Here is a 17,027-nt window from a genome sequence, read left to right as displayed (position 1 = left end):
AAACTATTTATCCAGTAATTTTTGTATAATTTTAACCTAAACTAGTAATATATCAACGGAAAATTTATAATATGATGGTTTATGGTGTATTATTATATTTAAATAATTTATTTTATCCGAATATTTTATCAAAAAGTTAGAAAAAGAAGAAATGAGACTTAAATATTGATGCGAGGTATTGTTTTATGAAAGGTAAATTTTTATGGATAACACTTATAATAGTTATAATATTAGTTATATTTAATATTTCATTATATAGTAAAGAGAAAATGGTAACGAAGGGTATAAATGCATATATAAAAGCCTGGGAAAAAAGTGATTATAAACTGATGTATAGTAAAATAGATGAGGAAAGTAAAGATGATATTAAAGATGAGGATTTTATAAATCGATATGGTAATATTTATAATGGAATAGGAGTAAAGAATATAGATGTAAGTATTGATACAAATAAGAATATAAAGTATGAAGATGGAAATGCTCTGGTTCCGATTAAGGTGAATATGGAGACAATTGCAGGAAAATTAAATTTTACAAATACTATAACTTTAAAGAAAGAAAATAGCAGTGGAAAAACTGATTGGAAAGTAGTATGGAGTCCCAAAGCCATATTTCCAGATTTAAGTCAGGGGGATAAGGTTAGAATAGATACTGTGGAAGGGAAAAGAGGTAGTATTAAAGACAGAAATGACAATATCATAGCAGAGGATGGATATGTATCACAAGTTGGTATTGTTCCAGGAGATCTTGGAGAAAACGGAGAAACTTCTAAAAAAAATATAGCAGGTATTTTAGGAATTTCAGAGGAGGATATAAATAAGAAGTTATCAGCTTCTTATGTAAAGCCTTATATGTTTGTACCTATAAAAATTATACCAGCAGATGATGAAAGGTTAAATATACTTAAAGAAATTAAAGGGGTATCCATAACTGATAAAAAGGCAAGAATATATCCATTAAAAGATGCTGCAGCTCATTTATCAGGATACGTACAGACTGTAACTGAAGAGGATATAAAAGCAAATAAAAATTATAATTTAGGAGATGTAATAGGGAAAACTGGCCTGGAAAAGATATATGAAAGTACTTTAAGGGCACAAAATGGCTATGAAATTTATATTGTAGACAAAAACGATAATAAGAAAAAGATACTCATTAAACGTGAGGTACATAATGGGAAAGATATTAAACTTACCATAGATTCTAAGGTTCAGAGTTTACTTTATGATAAATTAAAAAATGATGCAGCCATGGCAGTGAGCATGAATCCTAAGACTGGTGAAGTTCTGTCTCTTGTAAGCACTCCTTCTTTTGATCCTAATGATTTTGTAATGGGAATGTCTGAAGATATGTGGAATAGTTTGAATGAGGACAGCAGGCGGCCTTTTTATAATCGCTTTCAAAGCAATGTGGTGCCAGGCTCTGTTTTTAAACCTGTAACTGCAGCTATAGCTTTAAAAGGTAAAAAATTAGATCCTGAAGTATCCAAAAATATTACAGGGCTTAAATGGCAAAAAGACAGCAGCTGGGGATCATATTATGTTACCAGGGTTAAGGATTACGGCCAGCCAAGTAATCTTTTAAATGCTCTTATCTATTCTGATAACATATATTTTGCACAAACTGCACTTGACATTGGAAAGGATATTATGGAAACTGAACTTAAAAATTTTGGGCTTGGAGAAAAGATGATTTTTGAATATGGCCTGTCAAAATCACAGTTATCATCGGATGGAAATATACAGAATGACATACAATTGGCAGATAGCGGATATGGTCAAGGGGAAATATTGCTGAATCCTGTACATCTCATGGCTATTTATGATTCTTTTGTAAATGAAGGAAGCATTGTAAAGCCATATCTTTTATATAGAAATGATAAGAAAGTAGATATATGGAAGAAAAGTGTATATTCAAAAGAAGTGGCAGATATTATTTTAAAGGATTTGATACAGGTAGTTTCAAATCCCGCTGGAACTGGACATGAAGCATATATATCTGGAGTAACTTTAGCGGGCAAGACAGGTACTGCGGAAATAAAAAATTCCCAGCAAGATAACACGGGTACAGAAATAGGATGGTTCGCTGCAGTAAATGTAGACAATCCAGATCTTCTTGTGGTGGCCATGGTGGAAAATGCCAAGGATAAAGGCGGAAGTCATTATGTAGTTCCAATAGTAAAAGAGGTTTTTCAGGAAAAATAAATGGAGGGAATAGAAATATGTTAGATGTTAAAAAAATATTGGAAATGGAAAAAGAAGTTAAAGGGAAAAATTTAGATTTAAAAGATCTTAAAAAGGGAAATACTGCATTAGTGGTAGTAGATATGGTTAATGGTTTTGTGCATGAAGGACTTTTAGCTTCACCTAGAATTAAAAACATAATAAAAAATATAGTTGATTTAAATAATAATACTTTAGGGTATAAAAAAGTATTTTTCTTAGATGAACATGAAGAGGATTCGGTAGAATATAAAACTCACGGAATTCACTGCAGAAAGGGAACAACAGAATGCGAACTCATACCAGAATTAAAGGAGAGTTTAAAAGATTATAAAAATACAGCTGTGATACCCAAAAATAGTACTAATGGTTTTCATGCGCCTCTATTTAAAAATTGGTTAAATGAAAATGAAAGTACCATTGAAAATTATATAGTAGTGGGCTGTGAGTCAGATATTTGTGTGATAAATTTTGTAATTACATTAAAAACTTATTTTAATCAGAAAAATATGGATAGGAGAATAATAGTTCCTGCCAATTCTGTGGAGACCTATGATTTAGAGAATCATGACGGAGATTTAATGAAGAGTATATCCCTATACAATATGCAGATGAATGGTATGGAAATAGTAGACAGCATAATTATTTAATAAATTTAATTTAAATAAACAACAAGCCTAGTGGCCTTTCACCTGACTTATTGTTTATTATAAGTGAATAATTGTAAACAAAATTTTAAATTTTATTGTTAAATATGTGGAAGAAGATAGCCAATAATGGTATAATTATTATACTGTAGAAAGAACTTAATTACTAATTATTGAATTTTAATTAATAAAGTTCTAATATTTAATCATATAATTTTGCTTTGAAAGGAACTGCTTATGGATAGAGAAAAAGAGTATAAAATTATAACGGATTTTACAGTGATAGTAAAACTTATGAAAAAGAAGTTATTTTGTATGAACAGAGAAAATATTTCAAATTTAGGAATATCATCTTTCATTATATTAAATGAGGTTGAAAAGGATGTACCTAAGACTTTAAAGGAAATAACTGAAAAGTCAGGATTACCTAATAGTACAGCTTCTGTAATTATAGATAAGCTATCCCAAAAGGGCTTTGTACATAGAAAGAGAGATATAAATGATAGAAGAAAAATATTAATATATTTAACAGAAGAAGGACATAGATTACTGGATGATTTAAACAATAAGGGATTATCCTATTGTATACAGATATTGAAATCTGCCAGTGATGAGGAAATAGACATAATTTCAAGAGGGTTGAGGATTTTAAGAGAAATAATGGAAAAAGATATTGTTTAGAGATACGGTGAGCTCTATTAAAACAATAAAGGGGGATACTCAGTGAATATAAGAAAGATTGGGTGTTTGCTTTTAGCTATTTTATGTTTAAACTTCGGGATTTTAAATCAGGCTGAAGCTGCAATTACACCAGAACGTATAGGTGGTTTTACCAGATATGACACTTCTGTTTTAATCTGCAAAAATGGGTGGCAGGAAAGTTCAGATTATGCAGTGATAGTTAGTGGACAAGATTTCCAGGATACATTGTGTGCGGTACCTCTTGCTAAAAAATATAATGCACCTATTTTATTAACTCCAAAAGATAAATTGGATAATCCTGTGCAATGGATTAATTTAAATAAAGAACTTTATAGATTGAAGGTAAAAAAGATATTCTTAATAGGAGGAGAAAGTTCTATATCCCCTGATATAGAACATGAATTTATAGATAGGGGAATTGAAATTACAAGAATAGATGGAAAAGATAAATATGATACTTCCTTTAAAATAGCTGAAATAGTGGGCGTGGAAAATGGAATAGTAATGGTAAATGAAAAAAATTATTCGGATTCTATTACAATGTCCTCTATTGCGGCCTCTAAGGGAATGCCTTTAATATTAGTACCTAAGACTGTTGACAGCACTTTTCAAAAAAGTATTGAAGATATTAGTAAATATGTACCCAAGGTCTATGTGGTTGGAGACAGTAATTTAATAAGTGATGATATTATCAGTAGATTTAATAATGCAGATAGAATTCTAGGAAAAGACGAGTATGAGATAAGTGTAAATGCACTTGAAAAGTTTCAAAATGATGTAAATTATGATACAGTTTATCTGGCAAATGAAGATGATTTATCAGACGGATTATTAGGTTCTGCTGTGGCAGCTTTGACTTCATCTCCTATCATATTGATAAAAGATAAGTATGATAGCAGAATTCAAGATTACCTGAGAAATAAACTGAATTTAATAAGAAAAATAAATGTCTTAGGTGGACAAGGGGTTATAAGTGACTCTACTCTGGAAAGTATATTGCTCATATCTAAAAATGAAATTATAAATGATAATATAGTAAATACTTCTATGAATGAAGGAGAAGTAAATTCTATAGGAAAGGGTATTGAACATTCAGCTTATAACCAGCTAGATGAACCAACTAAAACAATTCAGGAAGAAAGTAAATATATAATTTCACTTATAAATAATTCTAAAATAGACTTAAGCGCTAAGGTTAGCAGCCAGGAGGAAAAAGCTTTAGGAAATATGCAAAAAGATGTTACAATACAAGTTGCAGGTATGAATATACAGACCACGGGTTGGCTGGTTATAGATAATACAGGGATTAGGGAAGTTGTTAAGATACCGGATATATTAAGACCTTACCTTCCAAAAGAAGTTCAGGAAAAACAATATATAATTATGGATCCTTTAGCTATAATAAGTAATGGCGACAATAGTAGTTCGGATTTTAGAGATATGGCCAATTTTGAAAACAATTTCCAGCCTCAATTTGAAAGCTTTTTAAAAAAGTATTCAGAAGGGTGGAATTCAGGATTTGATTTTATAACCTATAAGGGGTTAATGAGAATGGATACTGAAGAAGGACCAAAGTATGCTAAAACTTATAATTTAAAACTTACAGATGTTACTTTTAAATCAATATTGGACTATACTCAAAAAAATTTTATGCAGGATAAAGATTTCATAAGTTTTGTAAAACAATTATTAATTACATGTATAGACCTTTCTAAGGATGGAAATAAAGATATACAAAAAAAACAGTTGGAGAATACCTTTGCTCTTATGTACTCACACCCAGAAACAGCTCTAAGCAACATGAAAAATTTTATGGATGCTGTAAAAGATGTAAATATAATTGGAGATAATGGGGTGGATATAACTTATAATATATGTGATGGATATATTGTGGGGGAAAATGGCACTGTAGATTTAAATACGAGCATTGGTAAACTTATATCAATTATAAATAGCGCAAGTGAAAAGGGAGAAAAAATAACAGCAGATAATATAAAAAGTGCTTTGGATTTAGGATTTAACTTTAGTGTGGAAAGTTATAATAGAAACAAAAGTGTGGAAATAAATTTGCCGGAAGTTACCGAAACCAATTCTATAGATTATAATGAAATTGTAAAGATCAACAATAATAAAAAGAAATAGTTAATAGTTTCCATCGGATTTGGGAATCACTTCATTTGGAAATGCCTAAGGGAAAGGATGTGCAGCTCAATATTATAAACTTTATATTGAATGTATATCCTTTTTTATATAATATTTTTGAAAAATGATATATATCTTTTTTAAAGAAGTGTATAATTTAATTTAAAATTAGGAGGAATATATATGAAAATCAAATCTAAATTTGGGGCCGTAAGTTCAGCTGAGAAATTAAAACTAAATTTTAATGTTAGAAATATTTTTATAATATTTTCATTAATATTTTTTATATTTGGTTTTACGGCTAGAGTACATGCTGAAGATTCCCAGACTTTAAACGAAATTAGAAATATAATTAAAAATAATTATATTAAAGATGTATCTGACAGTGTATTAAACAAATCTACCATAGATGAAATATTAACGGGATTGGATGATCCTTATAGTCAATACTTTTCGGCGGAGGAAGAAGAAGATTTTTTAAATGAGATAGATAACAAAGTGTGTGGAATAGGCATAGAAATGAATAAAGTTTCTACAGGGGCTCAAGTAGTTTCTGTGATTAAGGACTCTCCTGCAGAAGCTGCAGGATTAAAAGAAGGGGACATTATAACTTCTGTGGATTCAAATTCAATTAGTGATTTGAGTATAGATGAAATAGGAAAATGCATACGTGGTGAAGAAGGTACTAAAGTAAATCTTGTAGTGCAGAGAGAAAATGAAATATTAAATTTTAATGTACAAAGGGCAGAATTGCAGTTATCGACAGTAGAGGGTATTATGTTGGATAATAGTACAGCATACATTTACATATCATCTTTTGGAGAAAATACCTCTCAAAAATTAGATGAGATATTAGAAGAACTTAGTGTGAAAAATCCAGAAAGCTATATAATAGATCTAAGAAATAATGGAGGAGGATATATGTATTCTGCGGTAGATATAGCAGGAAATTTTATAGGAAATAATTTGGCGCTAATAGTTGAGGACAAGTATAAGAATAAAATGGGATATTTAACAGGGGGACATAAAATTGTAATAGATAAACCAGTTATATTTTTGACTAATGGAAATACAGCTAGCGCTTCTGAGATATTAGCTGCTGCAGTTAAGGATTATAAAAAAGCATTTTTTATAGGTAATGTTACCTATGGAAAAGGAGTAGCACAACAAATATTTGAACTGTCCAATGGAAGTGCGTTAAAATTGACTACAGAAGAATTTTATTCCCCTCTCGGCAATGTAATACAAAAAGTAGGAATAAAACCTGACTTGGATACAGGTGATTTAGATGCTTTAAAAGTAGCTCAGTTATTATCAGGAAAATGTAGAAATAATACAGACAAGACTGGATTTTTAAAGATTACATTAAATGAAAGAGAATTTAATATAGATTTAAATATGGCTAAAAGTGAAGAATATTGGACAACTTTTAAATATATAATAGAACATGTATCGAAATCTAAAGTTTATATAGGAACTAAAAATGGTTGGACAAATGTTCCAAATGATTACTTTAATAATATATATAAATTTTTCTATTCTAATTATAAGTTATTGGATACTTTAAATAAGGTACCAGAAGATAAGTCATTTACCGTGACTTTTAACAAAGAAATAAATTTTGATTTAAGTAATAATATAACCATGGAGATTATAAACAGTAACACAGGTAAGAGAATAGATTTTGATATAAACATTTTAAAAGGCAATAAGGCTGTTCTTACCCCTAAAGAAAAATTGGATAAAGGACAAACTTATTATATAAAAATTAAAAATGTCATAAAGCCTGTTGTTGTAAAAAAATAGAGAGGTAAAAATATGGAAACTACTCATCAGGTTCTTTCGTTAAGCTATACAGTAGTTAGAAAAAATAAAAAAAATATAAGTATCAAAATCGATGAAAAGGGAAAAGTAATTATAAATGCTCCCTACCACATAAGTTATGAATCCATAGAGGAAGTTGTGAAAAATAAGATGCCATGGATATTAAAAAATGTTAACATAGTAAAAGAAAGGATGGAATGCGTAAAATTCAGGGATATAAAACAGGGAAAAAAGATCCTGTGGCTTGGTAAATATCTAAATCTTGAAAGATATATAGTGGATACACGAAAATGGTATATTAGAATTTTTAAAAATAATTTCGTAATTTATGGGAGCAAAACTTTGTTAGAGGATGAAGAAAGTATTAGAGATATTATATATAAATTTTATAGGGAAAAAGCTAAATTGATCTTTAAGCATAAAGTAGATGTATATAGCAAGAAACTGAATGTATGTCCCAGAAATATAACTGTTAGATGTCAGAAAACCCTATGGGGAAGCTGCTATTCAAATGGAAATATAAATCTTAACTGCAGGCTTTTAATGGCACCTATTGAGATAATAGAGTACATAATTGTACATGAATTATGTCATTTAGTGTACATGAATCATTCTAAAGATTATTGGAAGCTGGTGGAATGTGAAATACCTGATTATGTAAATCGAAGAGAATGGCTTAAAAATAATGGATATATGCTTGTTTTTCCTATGAGATTTAAAGGAGGAATATATATATAAATAATCCATATATATACATATAGTAAGATAGTATTATTTGTCCAAATGCGGTAATTAGCTGATGTTTTCATCTTTTTCAAAGTAGGAGATAAGCAGATCTATGCGTCTGGATAAGTTCTTCTTAGGTTCATGGAGAAAAGAAGTTCTCATAGGTAAACTTCATCTGAACCTCTGAATCACTTGATAATTCGAATGTGAGAGGAAAGGTAATATGACATTTCGATCCTTATTTTTAATTGCTCTGGCACTTTCTTTGGATGCTTTTAGTGTTGCCATATCTGTAGGCTTGAACAATGCGATAAAAAGAAATAAAAAAATTCAATTTGTAATATCTTTTGCATTTTTTCAGTTTTTCTTTGCTATGCTGGGTTCTTATGGAGGCTTTTTATTCAATAAGTATGTTGCCTCTATTCCTGAGATAGTTGGAGGAGCAGTAGTATCAATTGTAGGCATACTTATGCTTAAGGAGGGCTTTGAAAGTAAAAAACAGCACACGCTTGTAAAACCTGGAATGGTTATTATACTTGGGGTTTCTGTAAGTATTGATGCTTTAGTAATTGGATTTACTACTTTAAACAATATGAGAAATACTTTAGATATGCTATATCATACTTTATTTATAGGTATGGTAACTCTTATATTGACTTCTTGTGCTTTTATTATCTCAAGGTATCTTAGAAAAATACACGCTGTAAGTAAGTATGCAGATTATATAGGAGGTATAATACTTATTATATTTGGTATCAAAATGATGCTTTTTTAAGTGAAATTTGGGGTGGTTTTATGGATATAGAGAAATACTTGAGAAAATATGGAATAAAAGTTACACAAGCTAGATTAAATATTTTAGATATATTATATAAGAGTGAAAGTGCAATAAATGTAGAAGATTTATTTCAAGAGTATAAAAAGAAAAATATAAATGTAGATTTATCTACAATTTATAGAACTTTAGAGTTATTTGAAAATAAAAAAATTATAAGAAAGTTTGATTTAGATAAGGGAAGATACAGCTATGCTGTAATAAGAAAAAACCACAAGCACATATTACAATGTAAGGTATGTGAAAAACAGGTAGAGATAGATTGTCCCATGCAGCAAATAGAAGAAATAATAAAAAGTAAAACAGATTTTGTACTTGTAGATGAGGAACTGGATTTTAAAATAAGTGGCATATGTAAAGATTGCAGAAACAAGCAACTAAAACCATAATACAGAAAGATTATTGTAAAGTCACTTCACTTGAATATACCTTTTTTACTTTCCAGCTGCCATTATTGTCTTTTTCCAAAAATACGGTATATTCTACTTTATGGTGAGGTGTTTTATTTGATATGCCTTTAACTGTCATAAAAGCATCTTTACCATCTGAAAAGGACAGAGTTACATCTTCCATGTTGTATATTTTATATTTGTTAAAAATTCCTGTAGTAAAATAGTTTTCAACTGCATAGTTGATATCCGTACATTTTTTTGATACATATATATTTTTTATTATTACAATAGTTAACAGAATAACTACTATGGAAAATACAAATTTTTTCATGAGGTTCCTCCATAATAATATAAAAAATGTTCTTTATAATTATAATAACCAATTTCTATTTGTAAGTAAATAGAAATTTTAACATTTTTAGTTTTAAATCATGAATTAATCATGCGGAATTAATTTGTAGTAAGTTAACTAAAATGTTTTAATTTATATCTTAAATATGATATGCTTAGAAAAGAAATTGAATATATCAAATTTTGTTGAGGTGAAGCAATGAGACTAGAGTTCATAAATAGAGTTAAAGAAAAAGATGTGCTTGGAAAAAGCATATTGACATGTGATGGACAAGTTTTATTAAAGACAGGAGTAAAATTGACCAATAATTATATAAATAAATTAAAAGAATTAGGTGTATTCTATTTGTATGTAGAAGATGAGAGATTGGAAGATGTGAATATAGAAGATGAAAAGTTACTGGAATTAAAGCAAGAATCAATGAAAAGTATGTCAAATATAATGAGTAATTTGTATAATTGTAATGAAAAAGAGCTGAGAAAATCCCTTGTAGGTATAGAAGATATGGTAAACTATATAATTGAACTTGGTGATGTAAATAAGAGCCTTTATGATATACAGACCTACGATAACTATACCTTTATTCACTCAATAGATACTTGTATTATGGCCTCTTTTCTGGGTGCTTCAACAGGATATGATAAATGGCAATTGAGAGAAATCGGCATAGGTGCTTCTTTGCATGATATAGGAAAAACAAAGATTCCTTTAGAAATATTGAATAAACAAACTAAGCTTACAGATGAAGAATTTAACGAGATAAAAAATCATCCTTTGTATGGGTCTAAAATTCTTAAAAAAAATGTTATAATTTCAGATGCTGTAATAAAAATAGTCGAACAACACCATGAGAGAATAGATGGCAGGGGATATCCTTATGGGCTTGAAAGTAAGCAAATAACGAATTATGCAAAACTAGTTTGTATATGTGATGTATATGATGCAGTAAGCAACGATAGATGCTACAGGAAAAAATTTAGTCCAAATGATGCTTATGAACTCATACTTTCAGGGAGTGGCAGTAATTTTGATCAGGATTTAGTGTGCAATTTTAAAAATACTTTTGCCATATATCCTCTGGGATGTGGAGTTAAATTATCAAATAAAATTGAAGGCTATGTTGTAAGACAAAATAAAGGATTTCCAGATAGACCAATAATAAGAGTGCTTTGTGATGAGGATACAGGAAAACTTATACCAGCTTACGAATTGGACTTATTGCGGATGCCCAATGTGGTTATAACTGGATTGATTTGATAAAAGGCGAATAAAAATTTTTATATAGTATAAATTAGATATATATTATTTTATGCTTTCAGGGAGAAAAAAATGAATTCGTATATTGATAATTTAATAGAAATATTGTATAAGGTTTACAATTTTAAAATTATAGAAATAAAAAAGAGCCAGGGTTTATACAGTAAATGGGTATTATGGAGGGAAGAAAATGATATTATAAGAGTTGTATTTTTTCCTCGGGTTGAAAATATAAATGTAGAATTTATTATTTCAGATTTGAAAAAGTTATTTCAAAATAAAAGGTTAAAGTTTACACAAGTAATTATGGATAAAGAAGCTAGTTTATCTGCAGAATACATAAATAATTATCAATTAGATTATGAAATACATAGACAGTTTGAATTGATTTTAATAAATCCTGATTTAAATCAATTAGTATATTATACAGAAGGATCAAAAGAGCTGGCCAATCAAATGTTACAAGGGATAATTCATGTAAGGAATTCTGGAAATATCTCCAGTGAAAAAAGAATAAAAGAGGTAGTTGTCACCTATGTGATTATAGCACTAAATGTATTGGTATATATAGTAACTTCATATTTGTCTGGCAGCATAATGGATAGTAATTTAAATGTTCTGGTGTTTATGGGAGCCAAGGTAAATTTTCTTATAGCTAAAGGACAATACTATAGGTTATTTACCTGTATGTTTTTACATGCAGGTATAGTACATTTGGGAGTAAATATGTACTCACTTTATATGATGGGTACTTTTATTGAAAAAGTATACGGAAAGTTTAAATATATAATTATATATATTATTTCAGGGTTGTTTTCTTCTATATTTAGTTATATGTTCTCATCTTCCATATCTGTAGGAGCTTCAGGAGCAATATTTGGACTTTTAGGTGCATCTTTGGTATTTGCCCTTAAAATGAAACATTCTGTAGCTAGGGAATTTATCATGAATATAATGGTTATAATTGTAATGAACCTTATAATAGGGTTTTCCGTAGCCAATGTGGATAACTTTGGACATATAGGAGGACTTATAGGAGGCATAATTATTACTTATGTACTAAGTAATATGTCTTTTAAAAAAGTTTAATTTTTATCCGAATGAGGCAATTAGCTAATACTTTCATCTTCTTCAAAGTGAGAGATAGGCACTGTTATGCGCCTGAATAAGTTCTTCAGAGGTTCAGATGGAGAAAGGTATTTCTGTTTTTTATGAGTAAAACTCCACCTGAACCTCTGAATCACTTTATTTCAGCATATAAAGCTGAAATATAGAGCATGTATTTTAAATCTATTTGGATATTAATTTTAAGTCATCTAAGTCTTTTGCATATAATGTTTCTTTTTCTATAAGTAATTCAGTTATTTTTTTAAGATAGGGTCTGTTTTCAATTATTATGTTTTTTGTATGATAATACATAGAGTCGATTAATTTTTTGCATTCTTCAATAATTTTATCCTGGTTTATATTTAGTTTCATTAATTCTTGCATATTTAAAAGCCCTAGAGTTTCTCCCATACCATATTGGGTTATCATATTAAAAGCTATATGTGTACTTCGCTGCAGGTCATTATGAGCACCGGTGGTTATATAATTGGAACCAAATATAACTTCTTCTGCAGCCCTTCCTCCTAAAAGTATCATTATTCTCTTTTTTAAATAATCTTTATTTTCATAAAGCTTGTCCTCTGGTATGCTTAAAGTATAACCTCCAACTCCGTTAGTACTTGGAATAATTGTTACTTTAGATATTTTTTCATTTGGAAGCACCTTTAAAGATACTAAAGCATGGCCCACCTCATGATATGCAGTTATTTTTTTATCCATATCTTTTATATAATCTCTATTTTTCTTTTCATAGCCTGCCAAAATTATAGAAAAAGCCCTGTCCATATGGGTATCTTCAATGGCTCTGCTGTTTTCTTTACATGCAATTATTGCAGCTTCATTTACTAGGTTTTCAATTTTTGCACCTGAAAAATAAGAAGTTTTTTGAGCCCATTCATGTAAATTTAGATTACCTACAGGCTTATTGTTTAGATGAAGGGCTATAATTTTTTTCCTTGAAGAAATATCTGGAAGCGTTATTTCTATGTGTCTATCGAATCTTCCAGGTCTTAAGAGTGCAGGATCTAGCATGTCTAATCTATTAGTTGCAGCTATTACTACAATTCCTTTCTTCTCATTGAAACCAGACATTTCTGTGAGCAGGGCATTTAGGGTTTGATCTCTCTCATCAGAACCACCAGAAGAATTGCCTCCATCTCTCTTTTTACCAATGGCATCTATTTCATCTATAAATATAACTGCTTTTCCAGTACTGTTATTTCTTGCCTTTTTAAATAACTGTCTTATACGACTGGCTCCCACACCTACATATATCTGTATGAAATCTGAACCTGAAACTGCATAAAAAGGAACATTTGCTTCACCGGCAACTGCTCTGGCTAGGAGAGTTTTTCCTGTTCCAGGTTGTCCATACAACATTATACCCTTTGGCATTCTTGCTCCATAGGATGCATATTTTTCAGGATTTTTTAAAAAATCCACTACATCTTTTACACTTTCTTTTGCCTCTTCATTTCCAGCTACATTTTCAAAAGTATAATTAAAGTCTTTTACGACAGTAGTTTCCAAAGAGTCAATGGCTAAGGTTTTCTTAGAAACTTTTTCAGAATTTTTAACTGCCATAAATATAATGGATATAACAGAAAGAAGCATCAAAGTACCTGGGTATATTTGTTTACTATCTACGGGGTAATCTTCAGATACAAGTATATTATTTTCTAGTAGTGTTTGTTTAATATTAGGCGTTCTGGGGTTATCTGTTTCATATATACCGCCATCTTTTAATTTTATTCTTATCTTGGGGTTGTCTGTAATGTAAACTGTTGAAATTCTTTTATCCAATAAATCTTTCTGAAATAAAGTGTAGGATTTGTATCCTATGGAACTATTTTTATAACTTATGAATATTAAAAAACTGAGAGACAATATAAAAGTAAAAATGGGTATTAAAATAAATTTGTTTTTTATATTTTTTATTATGTTTTTCATAAGCATCCCCTCCTGGAATAGATGAATTAATTTATAATATAAAAAATACCTATAATTCAATAATTTAACATTTATTTTTACAAAAATAAATAAACCCTATTAATATTTTACTATAATAATGATATTATAATATTTTTCTCTGTTAGTCTAATGAAAATCATAAAATTTTCTAAAGTAACTTGTAGAAAAAAGTGAAAGCCTTGAAATTATAGGAACTAAATACCTTTTATACAGGATTCTTTAAAAGTTTAAGATGAAAAATAGAAAGTGAGATCTTTATCATTTATTTTAAGTTTACTTGCTATTGAACTTACACTTGATACTCAATTTATTAGGCTTCCACAACATACAGGTTCTGAAAATTCAACAAATAACTTTCACTATATAGTACAATACTGTAGTATAATATCATATATAAGGAGGTGTGATAATGCGTCAATGCATGGATGCAGGCAATCTACACAGACGGCTGAATAAAATCATGGGACAGATAAAGGCTATTGATAAAATGGTGGATGAAGATATTCCATGTGAAGATGTTTTAATTCAGATCAATGCTGCGAAAAGTGCTTTACATAAAGTAGGTCAGGTGGTTTTAGAAGGCCATTTGAACCATTGTGTCAGAGAAGGTATTGAACATGGAGATGCCGATAGAACAATAGCAGATTTTGCCAAGGCTATAGAGCATTTTTCAAGAATGTCATAGATGTCCTAATATGCAACTGTTAAAAATAACAGTTGCTTTATTATTGACATGCTATACCCGGGGGGGTATAATATACGTATACCCCCCTGGGTACAAAAAGGAGTGATTTTATTGATACAACTATTAAAGGATGATGACAAAAGAACATTATTATTTCTTGCATTATCTCTAATTGCTCTAATTATAAGTTTTTTTAATATGGAAAGTGCGGCATGGATTGCAATTATTTTTTGTGGTATTCCCATTGTAAAAGGGGCCATTTTAGGACTAGTAACTGAATTTGATATTAAGGCAGATGTATTAGTTTCAATTGCATTGATTGCCTCAATCTTTATCGGGGAAATATTTGCAGCTGGTGAAGTGGCTTTTATTATGACAATCGGAGCTTATTTGGAAGAGCGTACTGTTGCTAAGGCCCGTGCTGGAATTGAAAAGTTGGTACATCTTACTCCCACGACCGCAAGGATTGTACAAAATGGCGAAGAGGCTATAATTTCCGCGGAGCAAATCAAAGAAGGTGATATTTTAAGGGTATTAGCAGGAGAGACAATAGCTGTTGATGGAATGATTATTAAAGGACAAACCTCTGTGGATCAGTCTATAATGACTGGAGAATCTTTACCTGTAGATAAAGATGAAGGTGATGAAGTTTTCAGCGGCACTGTCAATCAATTTGGTACTTTTGAAATGGTTGCACAGAAAGTTGGAGAGGACAGCTCTCTTCAGAGGATGATCCGTCTTGTTGAATCAGCAGATGCAGGAAAGGCAAAAATTGTTGGAATAGCTGATAGGTGGGCTACGTGGATTGTAGTCATAGCACTTGCGGCGGCAGTTGGCACATGGTTTGTTACCCATGAAATTATCCGATCAGTTACCATCCTTGTTGTATTTTGTCCATGTGCATTAGTGCTTGCAACACCCACAGCTATTATGGCTGGAATTGGAAATGCTACAAAATATGGTATTCTTGTCCGGGAAGGTGATGCATTAGAGCGGCTTGCCAAAATAAAGAGAATGGCATTTGATAAAACAGGTACTATTACATACGGTAAACCCGAAGTGGTTCAGGTAAAAAGCTGTGTACCAAATATCAATTCAGAAGCATTACTTGCGCTTGCGGCATCTGCGGAACTTCGTTCAGAACATCCTCTGGGGAAAGCAATTGTTTCCTATTATAAGAGTAAAAATGGTAAACTGCCAGAAGAGTCAAGTACCTTTACTCTTATTGCGGGTAGAGGGGTTTTGGCTGATGTAGATGGTATCAGGATATTGGCAGGTAATGAAACTCTGTTATCTGAACAAAGAACTGAATTACCAGTTACTCTTTATCAATCAGCGGAAGAAGCTAAGGCAGATGGAAGTACAGTGATTTATGTTGCAGCAGACCAAAAAGCTATTGGACTTATTGCATTGTCGGATACGCTTCGTCCTGATGCTTCAAAAACAATTGATGCAATACACCAGACGGGAATTCAAACTGTATTGCTTACTGGTGATGCACCACAGGCAGCAAATCATATGGCACGGATTGCTGGGATTACAGATTTGAAATCAAGCTGTTTGCCTGAAGATAAAATGAAAGCTATCAAAGAGTATCAGAATAAAGGTGAATTTGTTTGTATGGTGGGTGATGGAATTAATGATGCTCCTGCATTAAAGACAGCACATGTAGGAATAGCTATGGGTGGAATTGGAAGTGATATTGCAATTGATGCTGCAGATATTGCCCTTGTGGGGGATGATATCAAGGAAATACCACACCTTTTACAGCTTTCCAGAAAAACTATGCAAACCATTAATATAAACCTTGCAGCTTCTATGATGCTTAATTTTATTGCTATTGCTCTGGCCATTACAGGCATATTAAATCCCGTTGTTGGGGCACTAGTACATAATGTTGGTTCCGTTGCAGTTATCATTAATTCATCATTATTATTAAAATGGAGGAAATTAAAATGAAAGCATGGATTTTATTCGGACTTTTTATTATTGTTGGCCTAGGAATGTTTATTGCAGGAATTATCTATATGAAAAAAGAAAAAAATGATGTTGAATCTGTTAGGATATATAGAAATATCTCTGTTATAGGTGTGGTAGTGGCTGTTGCTTCTATAGTAGTGAAATTTTTGCTATAAATATTTTATGTTTAATAAAGGTAATTTCAA

Annotated in this window: 15 protein-coding genes; 13 read left to right on the top strand and 2 right to left on the bottom strand. The window is 30.5% G+C overall.

Annotation, left to right across the window (positions count from 1 at the left end):
• The first annotated feature begins 185 nt into the window (after positions 1 to 185).
• The 8 genes from BS101_RS15420 (at position 186) to BS101_RS15385 (ending at position 9,487) form a co-directional block, all read left to right on the top strand.
• A complete protein-coding gene (locus BS101_RS15420; RefSeq protein ID WP_073539634.1) occupies positions 186 to 2,204 on the top strand; it encodes a penicillin-binding transpeptidase domain-containing protein in 2,019 nt (672 codons plus the stop codon).
• A 17-nt stretch (positions 2,205 to 2,221) separates the two neighbouring features.
• Positions 2,222 to 2,872 carry an isochorismatase family cysteine hydrolase gene (locus BS101_RS15415; protein WP_073539633.1) on the top strand — a complete coding sequence of 217 codons (651 nt, stop codon included), beginning with the start codon at positions 2,222 to 2,224 and terminating at the stop codon, positions 2,870 to 2,872.
• Positions 2,873 to 3,106: 234 nt separating this feature from the next.
• Complete coding sequence (locus BS101_RS15410; RefSeq protein ID WP_073539632.1) at positions 3,107 to 3,550, top strand: MarR family winged helix-turn-helix transcriptional regulator; 444 nt, start codon at positions 3,107 to 3,109, stop codon at positions 3,548 to 3,550.
• A 42-nt stretch (positions 3,551 to 3,592) separates the two neighbouring features.
• Positions 3,593 to 5,713 carry a cell wall-binding repeat-containing protein gene (locus BS101_RS15405; protein WP_073539631.1) on the top strand — a complete coding sequence of 707 codons (2,121 nt, stop codon included), beginning with the start codon at positions 3,593 to 3,595 and terminating at the stop codon, positions 5,711 to 5,713.
• Positions 5,714 to 5,896: 183 nt separating this feature from the next.
• Positions 5,897 to 7,519, top strand: a complete 1,623-nt coding sequence (locus BS101_RS15400) for a S41 family peptidase (protein ID WP_073539630.1) — start codon at positions 5,897 to 5,899, stop codon at positions 7,517 to 7,519.
• 12 nt (positions 7,520 to 7,531) lie between these two features.
• On the top strand, positions 7,532 to 8,275 hold the full coding sequence (locus tag BS101_RS15395) for a M48 family metallopeptidase (RefSeq protein ID WP_073539629.1): 744 nt from the start codon (positions 7,532 to 7,534) through the stop codon (positions 8,273 to 8,275).
• A 211-nt stretch (positions 8,276 to 8,486) separates the two neighbouring features.
• On the top strand, positions 8,487 to 9,038 hold the full coding sequence (locus BS101_RS15390) for a manganese efflux pump MntP (protein WP_073539628.1): 552 nt from the start codon (positions 8,487 to 8,489) through the stop codon (positions 9,036 to 9,038).
• A 20-nt stretch (positions 9,039 to 9,058) separates the two neighbouring features.
• A complete protein-coding gene (locus tag BS101_RS15385; RefSeq protein WP_012103067.1) occupies positions 9,059 to 9,487 on the top strand; it encodes a Fur family transcriptional regulator in 429 nt (142 codons plus the stop codon).
• 10 nt (positions 9,488 to 9,497) lie between these two features.
• Here BS101_RS15385 and BS101_RS15380 read toward each other — a convergent pair whose 3' ends face one another.
• On the bottom strand, positions 9,498 to 9,821 hold the full coding sequence (locus BS101_RS15380; RefSeq protein ID WP_073539627.1) for a hypothetical protein: 324 nt from the start codon (positions 9,819 to 9,821) through the stop codon (positions 9,498 to 9,500).
• Positions 9,822 to 10,040: 219 nt separating this feature from the next.
• Between BS101_RS15380 and BS101_RS15375 the strand changes: the two genes are divergently transcribed.
• On the top strand, positions 10,041 to 11,099 hold the full coding sequence (locus BS101_RS15375) for an HD-GYP domain-containing protein (protein ID WP_073539626.1): 1,059 nt from the start codon (positions 10,041 to 10,043) through the stop codon (positions 11,097 to 11,099).
• Positions 11,100 to 11,171: 72 nt separating this feature from the next.
• Positions 11,172 to 12,188 carry a rhomboid family intramembrane serine protease gene (locus BS101_RS15370; protein WP_073539625.1) on the top strand — a complete coding sequence of 339 codons (1,017 nt, stop codon included), beginning with the start codon at positions 11,172 to 11,174 and terminating at the stop codon, positions 12,186 to 12,188.
• Positions 12,189 to 12,389: 201 nt separating this feature from the next.
• Here the strand turns inward: BS101_RS15370 and BS101_RS15365 are convergent, their stop codons facing one another.
• Positions 12,390 to 14,144, bottom strand: coding sequence for an ATP-dependent metallopeptidase FtsH/Yme1/Tma family protein (locus BS101_RS15365; RefSeq protein ID WP_198039616.1), 1,755 nt, complete (start codon positions 14,142 to 14,144; stop codon positions 12,390 to 12,392).
• A gap of 442 nt (positions 14,145 to 14,586) precedes the next feature.
• Between BS101_RS15365 and BS101_RS15360 the strand changes: the two genes are divergently transcribed.
• From BS101_RS15360 to BS101_RS15350, 3 genes are all read left to right on the top strand, one after another.
• A complete protein-coding gene (locus BS101_RS15360; protein WP_073539623.1) occupies positions 14,587 to 14,862 on the top strand; it encodes a metal-sensing transcriptional repressor in 276 nt (91 codons plus the stop codon).
• 111 nt (positions 14,863 to 14,973) lie between these two features.
• Complete coding sequence (locus BS101_RS15355) at positions 14,974 to 16,821, top strand: heavy metal translocating P-type ATPase (RefSeq protein ID WP_073539622.1); 1,848 nt, start codon at positions 14,974 to 14,976, stop codon at positions 16,819 to 16,821.
• Positions 16,818 to 16,997, top strand: coding sequence for a hypothetical protein (locus BS101_RS15350; protein ID WP_073539621.1), 180 nt, complete (start codon positions 16,818 to 16,820; stop codon positions 16,995 to 16,997). Before BS101_RS15355 ends, BS101_RS15350 begins: the two co-directional genes overlap by 4 nt.
• The last annotated feature ends 30 nt before the right edge of the window (positions 16,998 to 17,027 follow it).

It is taken from the genome of Clostridium kluyveri, assembly GCF_001902295.1.
Taxonomy (GTDB): Bacteria; Bacillota; Clostridia; order Clostridiales; family Clostridiaceae; genus Clostridium_B; species Clostridium_B kluyveri_B.
The sequence above is the reverse complement of the archived record's forward strand: the minus strand, read 5'-3'. Positions and strand labels throughout refer to the sequence as shown.

Bases quoted from the DNA above. Each gene is read 5' to 3' on its own strand.
- BS101_RS15390 (WP_073539628.1), top strand. From the start codon at position 8,487: ATGACATTTCGATCCTTATTTTTAATTGCTCTGGCACTTTCTTTGGAT.
- BS101_RS15395 (WP_073539629.1), top strand. From the start codon at position 7,532: ATGGAAACTACTCATCAGGTTCTTTCGTTAAGCTATACAGTAGTTAGA.
- BS101_RS15400 (WP_073539630.1), top strand. From the start codon at position 5,897: ATGAAAATCAAATCTAAATTTGGGGCCGTAAGTTCAGCTGAGAAATTA.
- BS101_RS15380 (WP_073539627.1), bottom strand. From the start codon at position 9,821: ATGAAAAAATTTGTATTTTCCATAGTAGTTATTCTGTTAACTATTGTA.
- BS101_RS15410 (WP_073539632.1), top strand. From the start codon at position 3,107: ATGGATAGAGAAAAAGAGTATAAAATTATAACGGATTTTACAGTGATA.
- BS101_RS15415 (WP_073539633.1), top strand. From the start codon at position 2,222: ATGTTAGATGTTAAAAAAATATTGGAAATGGAAAAAGAAGTTAAAGGG.
- BS101_RS15350 (WP_073539621.1), top strand. From the start codon at position 16,818: ATGAAAGCATGGATTTTATTCGGACTTTTTATTATTGTTGGCCTAGGA.
- BS101_RS15420 (WP_073539634.1), top strand. From the start codon at position 186: ATGAAAGGTAAATTTTTATGGATAACACTTATAATAGTTATAATATTA.
- BS101_RS15385 (WP_012103067.1), top strand. From the start codon at position 9,059: ATGGATATAGAGAAATACTTGAGAAAATATGGAATAAAAGTTACACAA.
- BS101_RS15370 (WP_073539625.1), top strand. From the start codon at position 11,172: ATGAATTCGTATATTGATAATTTAATAGAAATATTGTATAAGGTTTAC.
- BS101_RS15360 (WP_073539623.1), top strand. From the start codon at position 14,587: ATGCGTCAATGCATGGATGCAGGCAATCTACACAGACGGCTGAATAAA.
- BS101_RS15375 (WP_073539626.1), top strand. From the start codon at position 10,041: ATGAGACTAGAGTTCATAAATAGAGTTAAAGAAAAAGATGTGCTTGGA.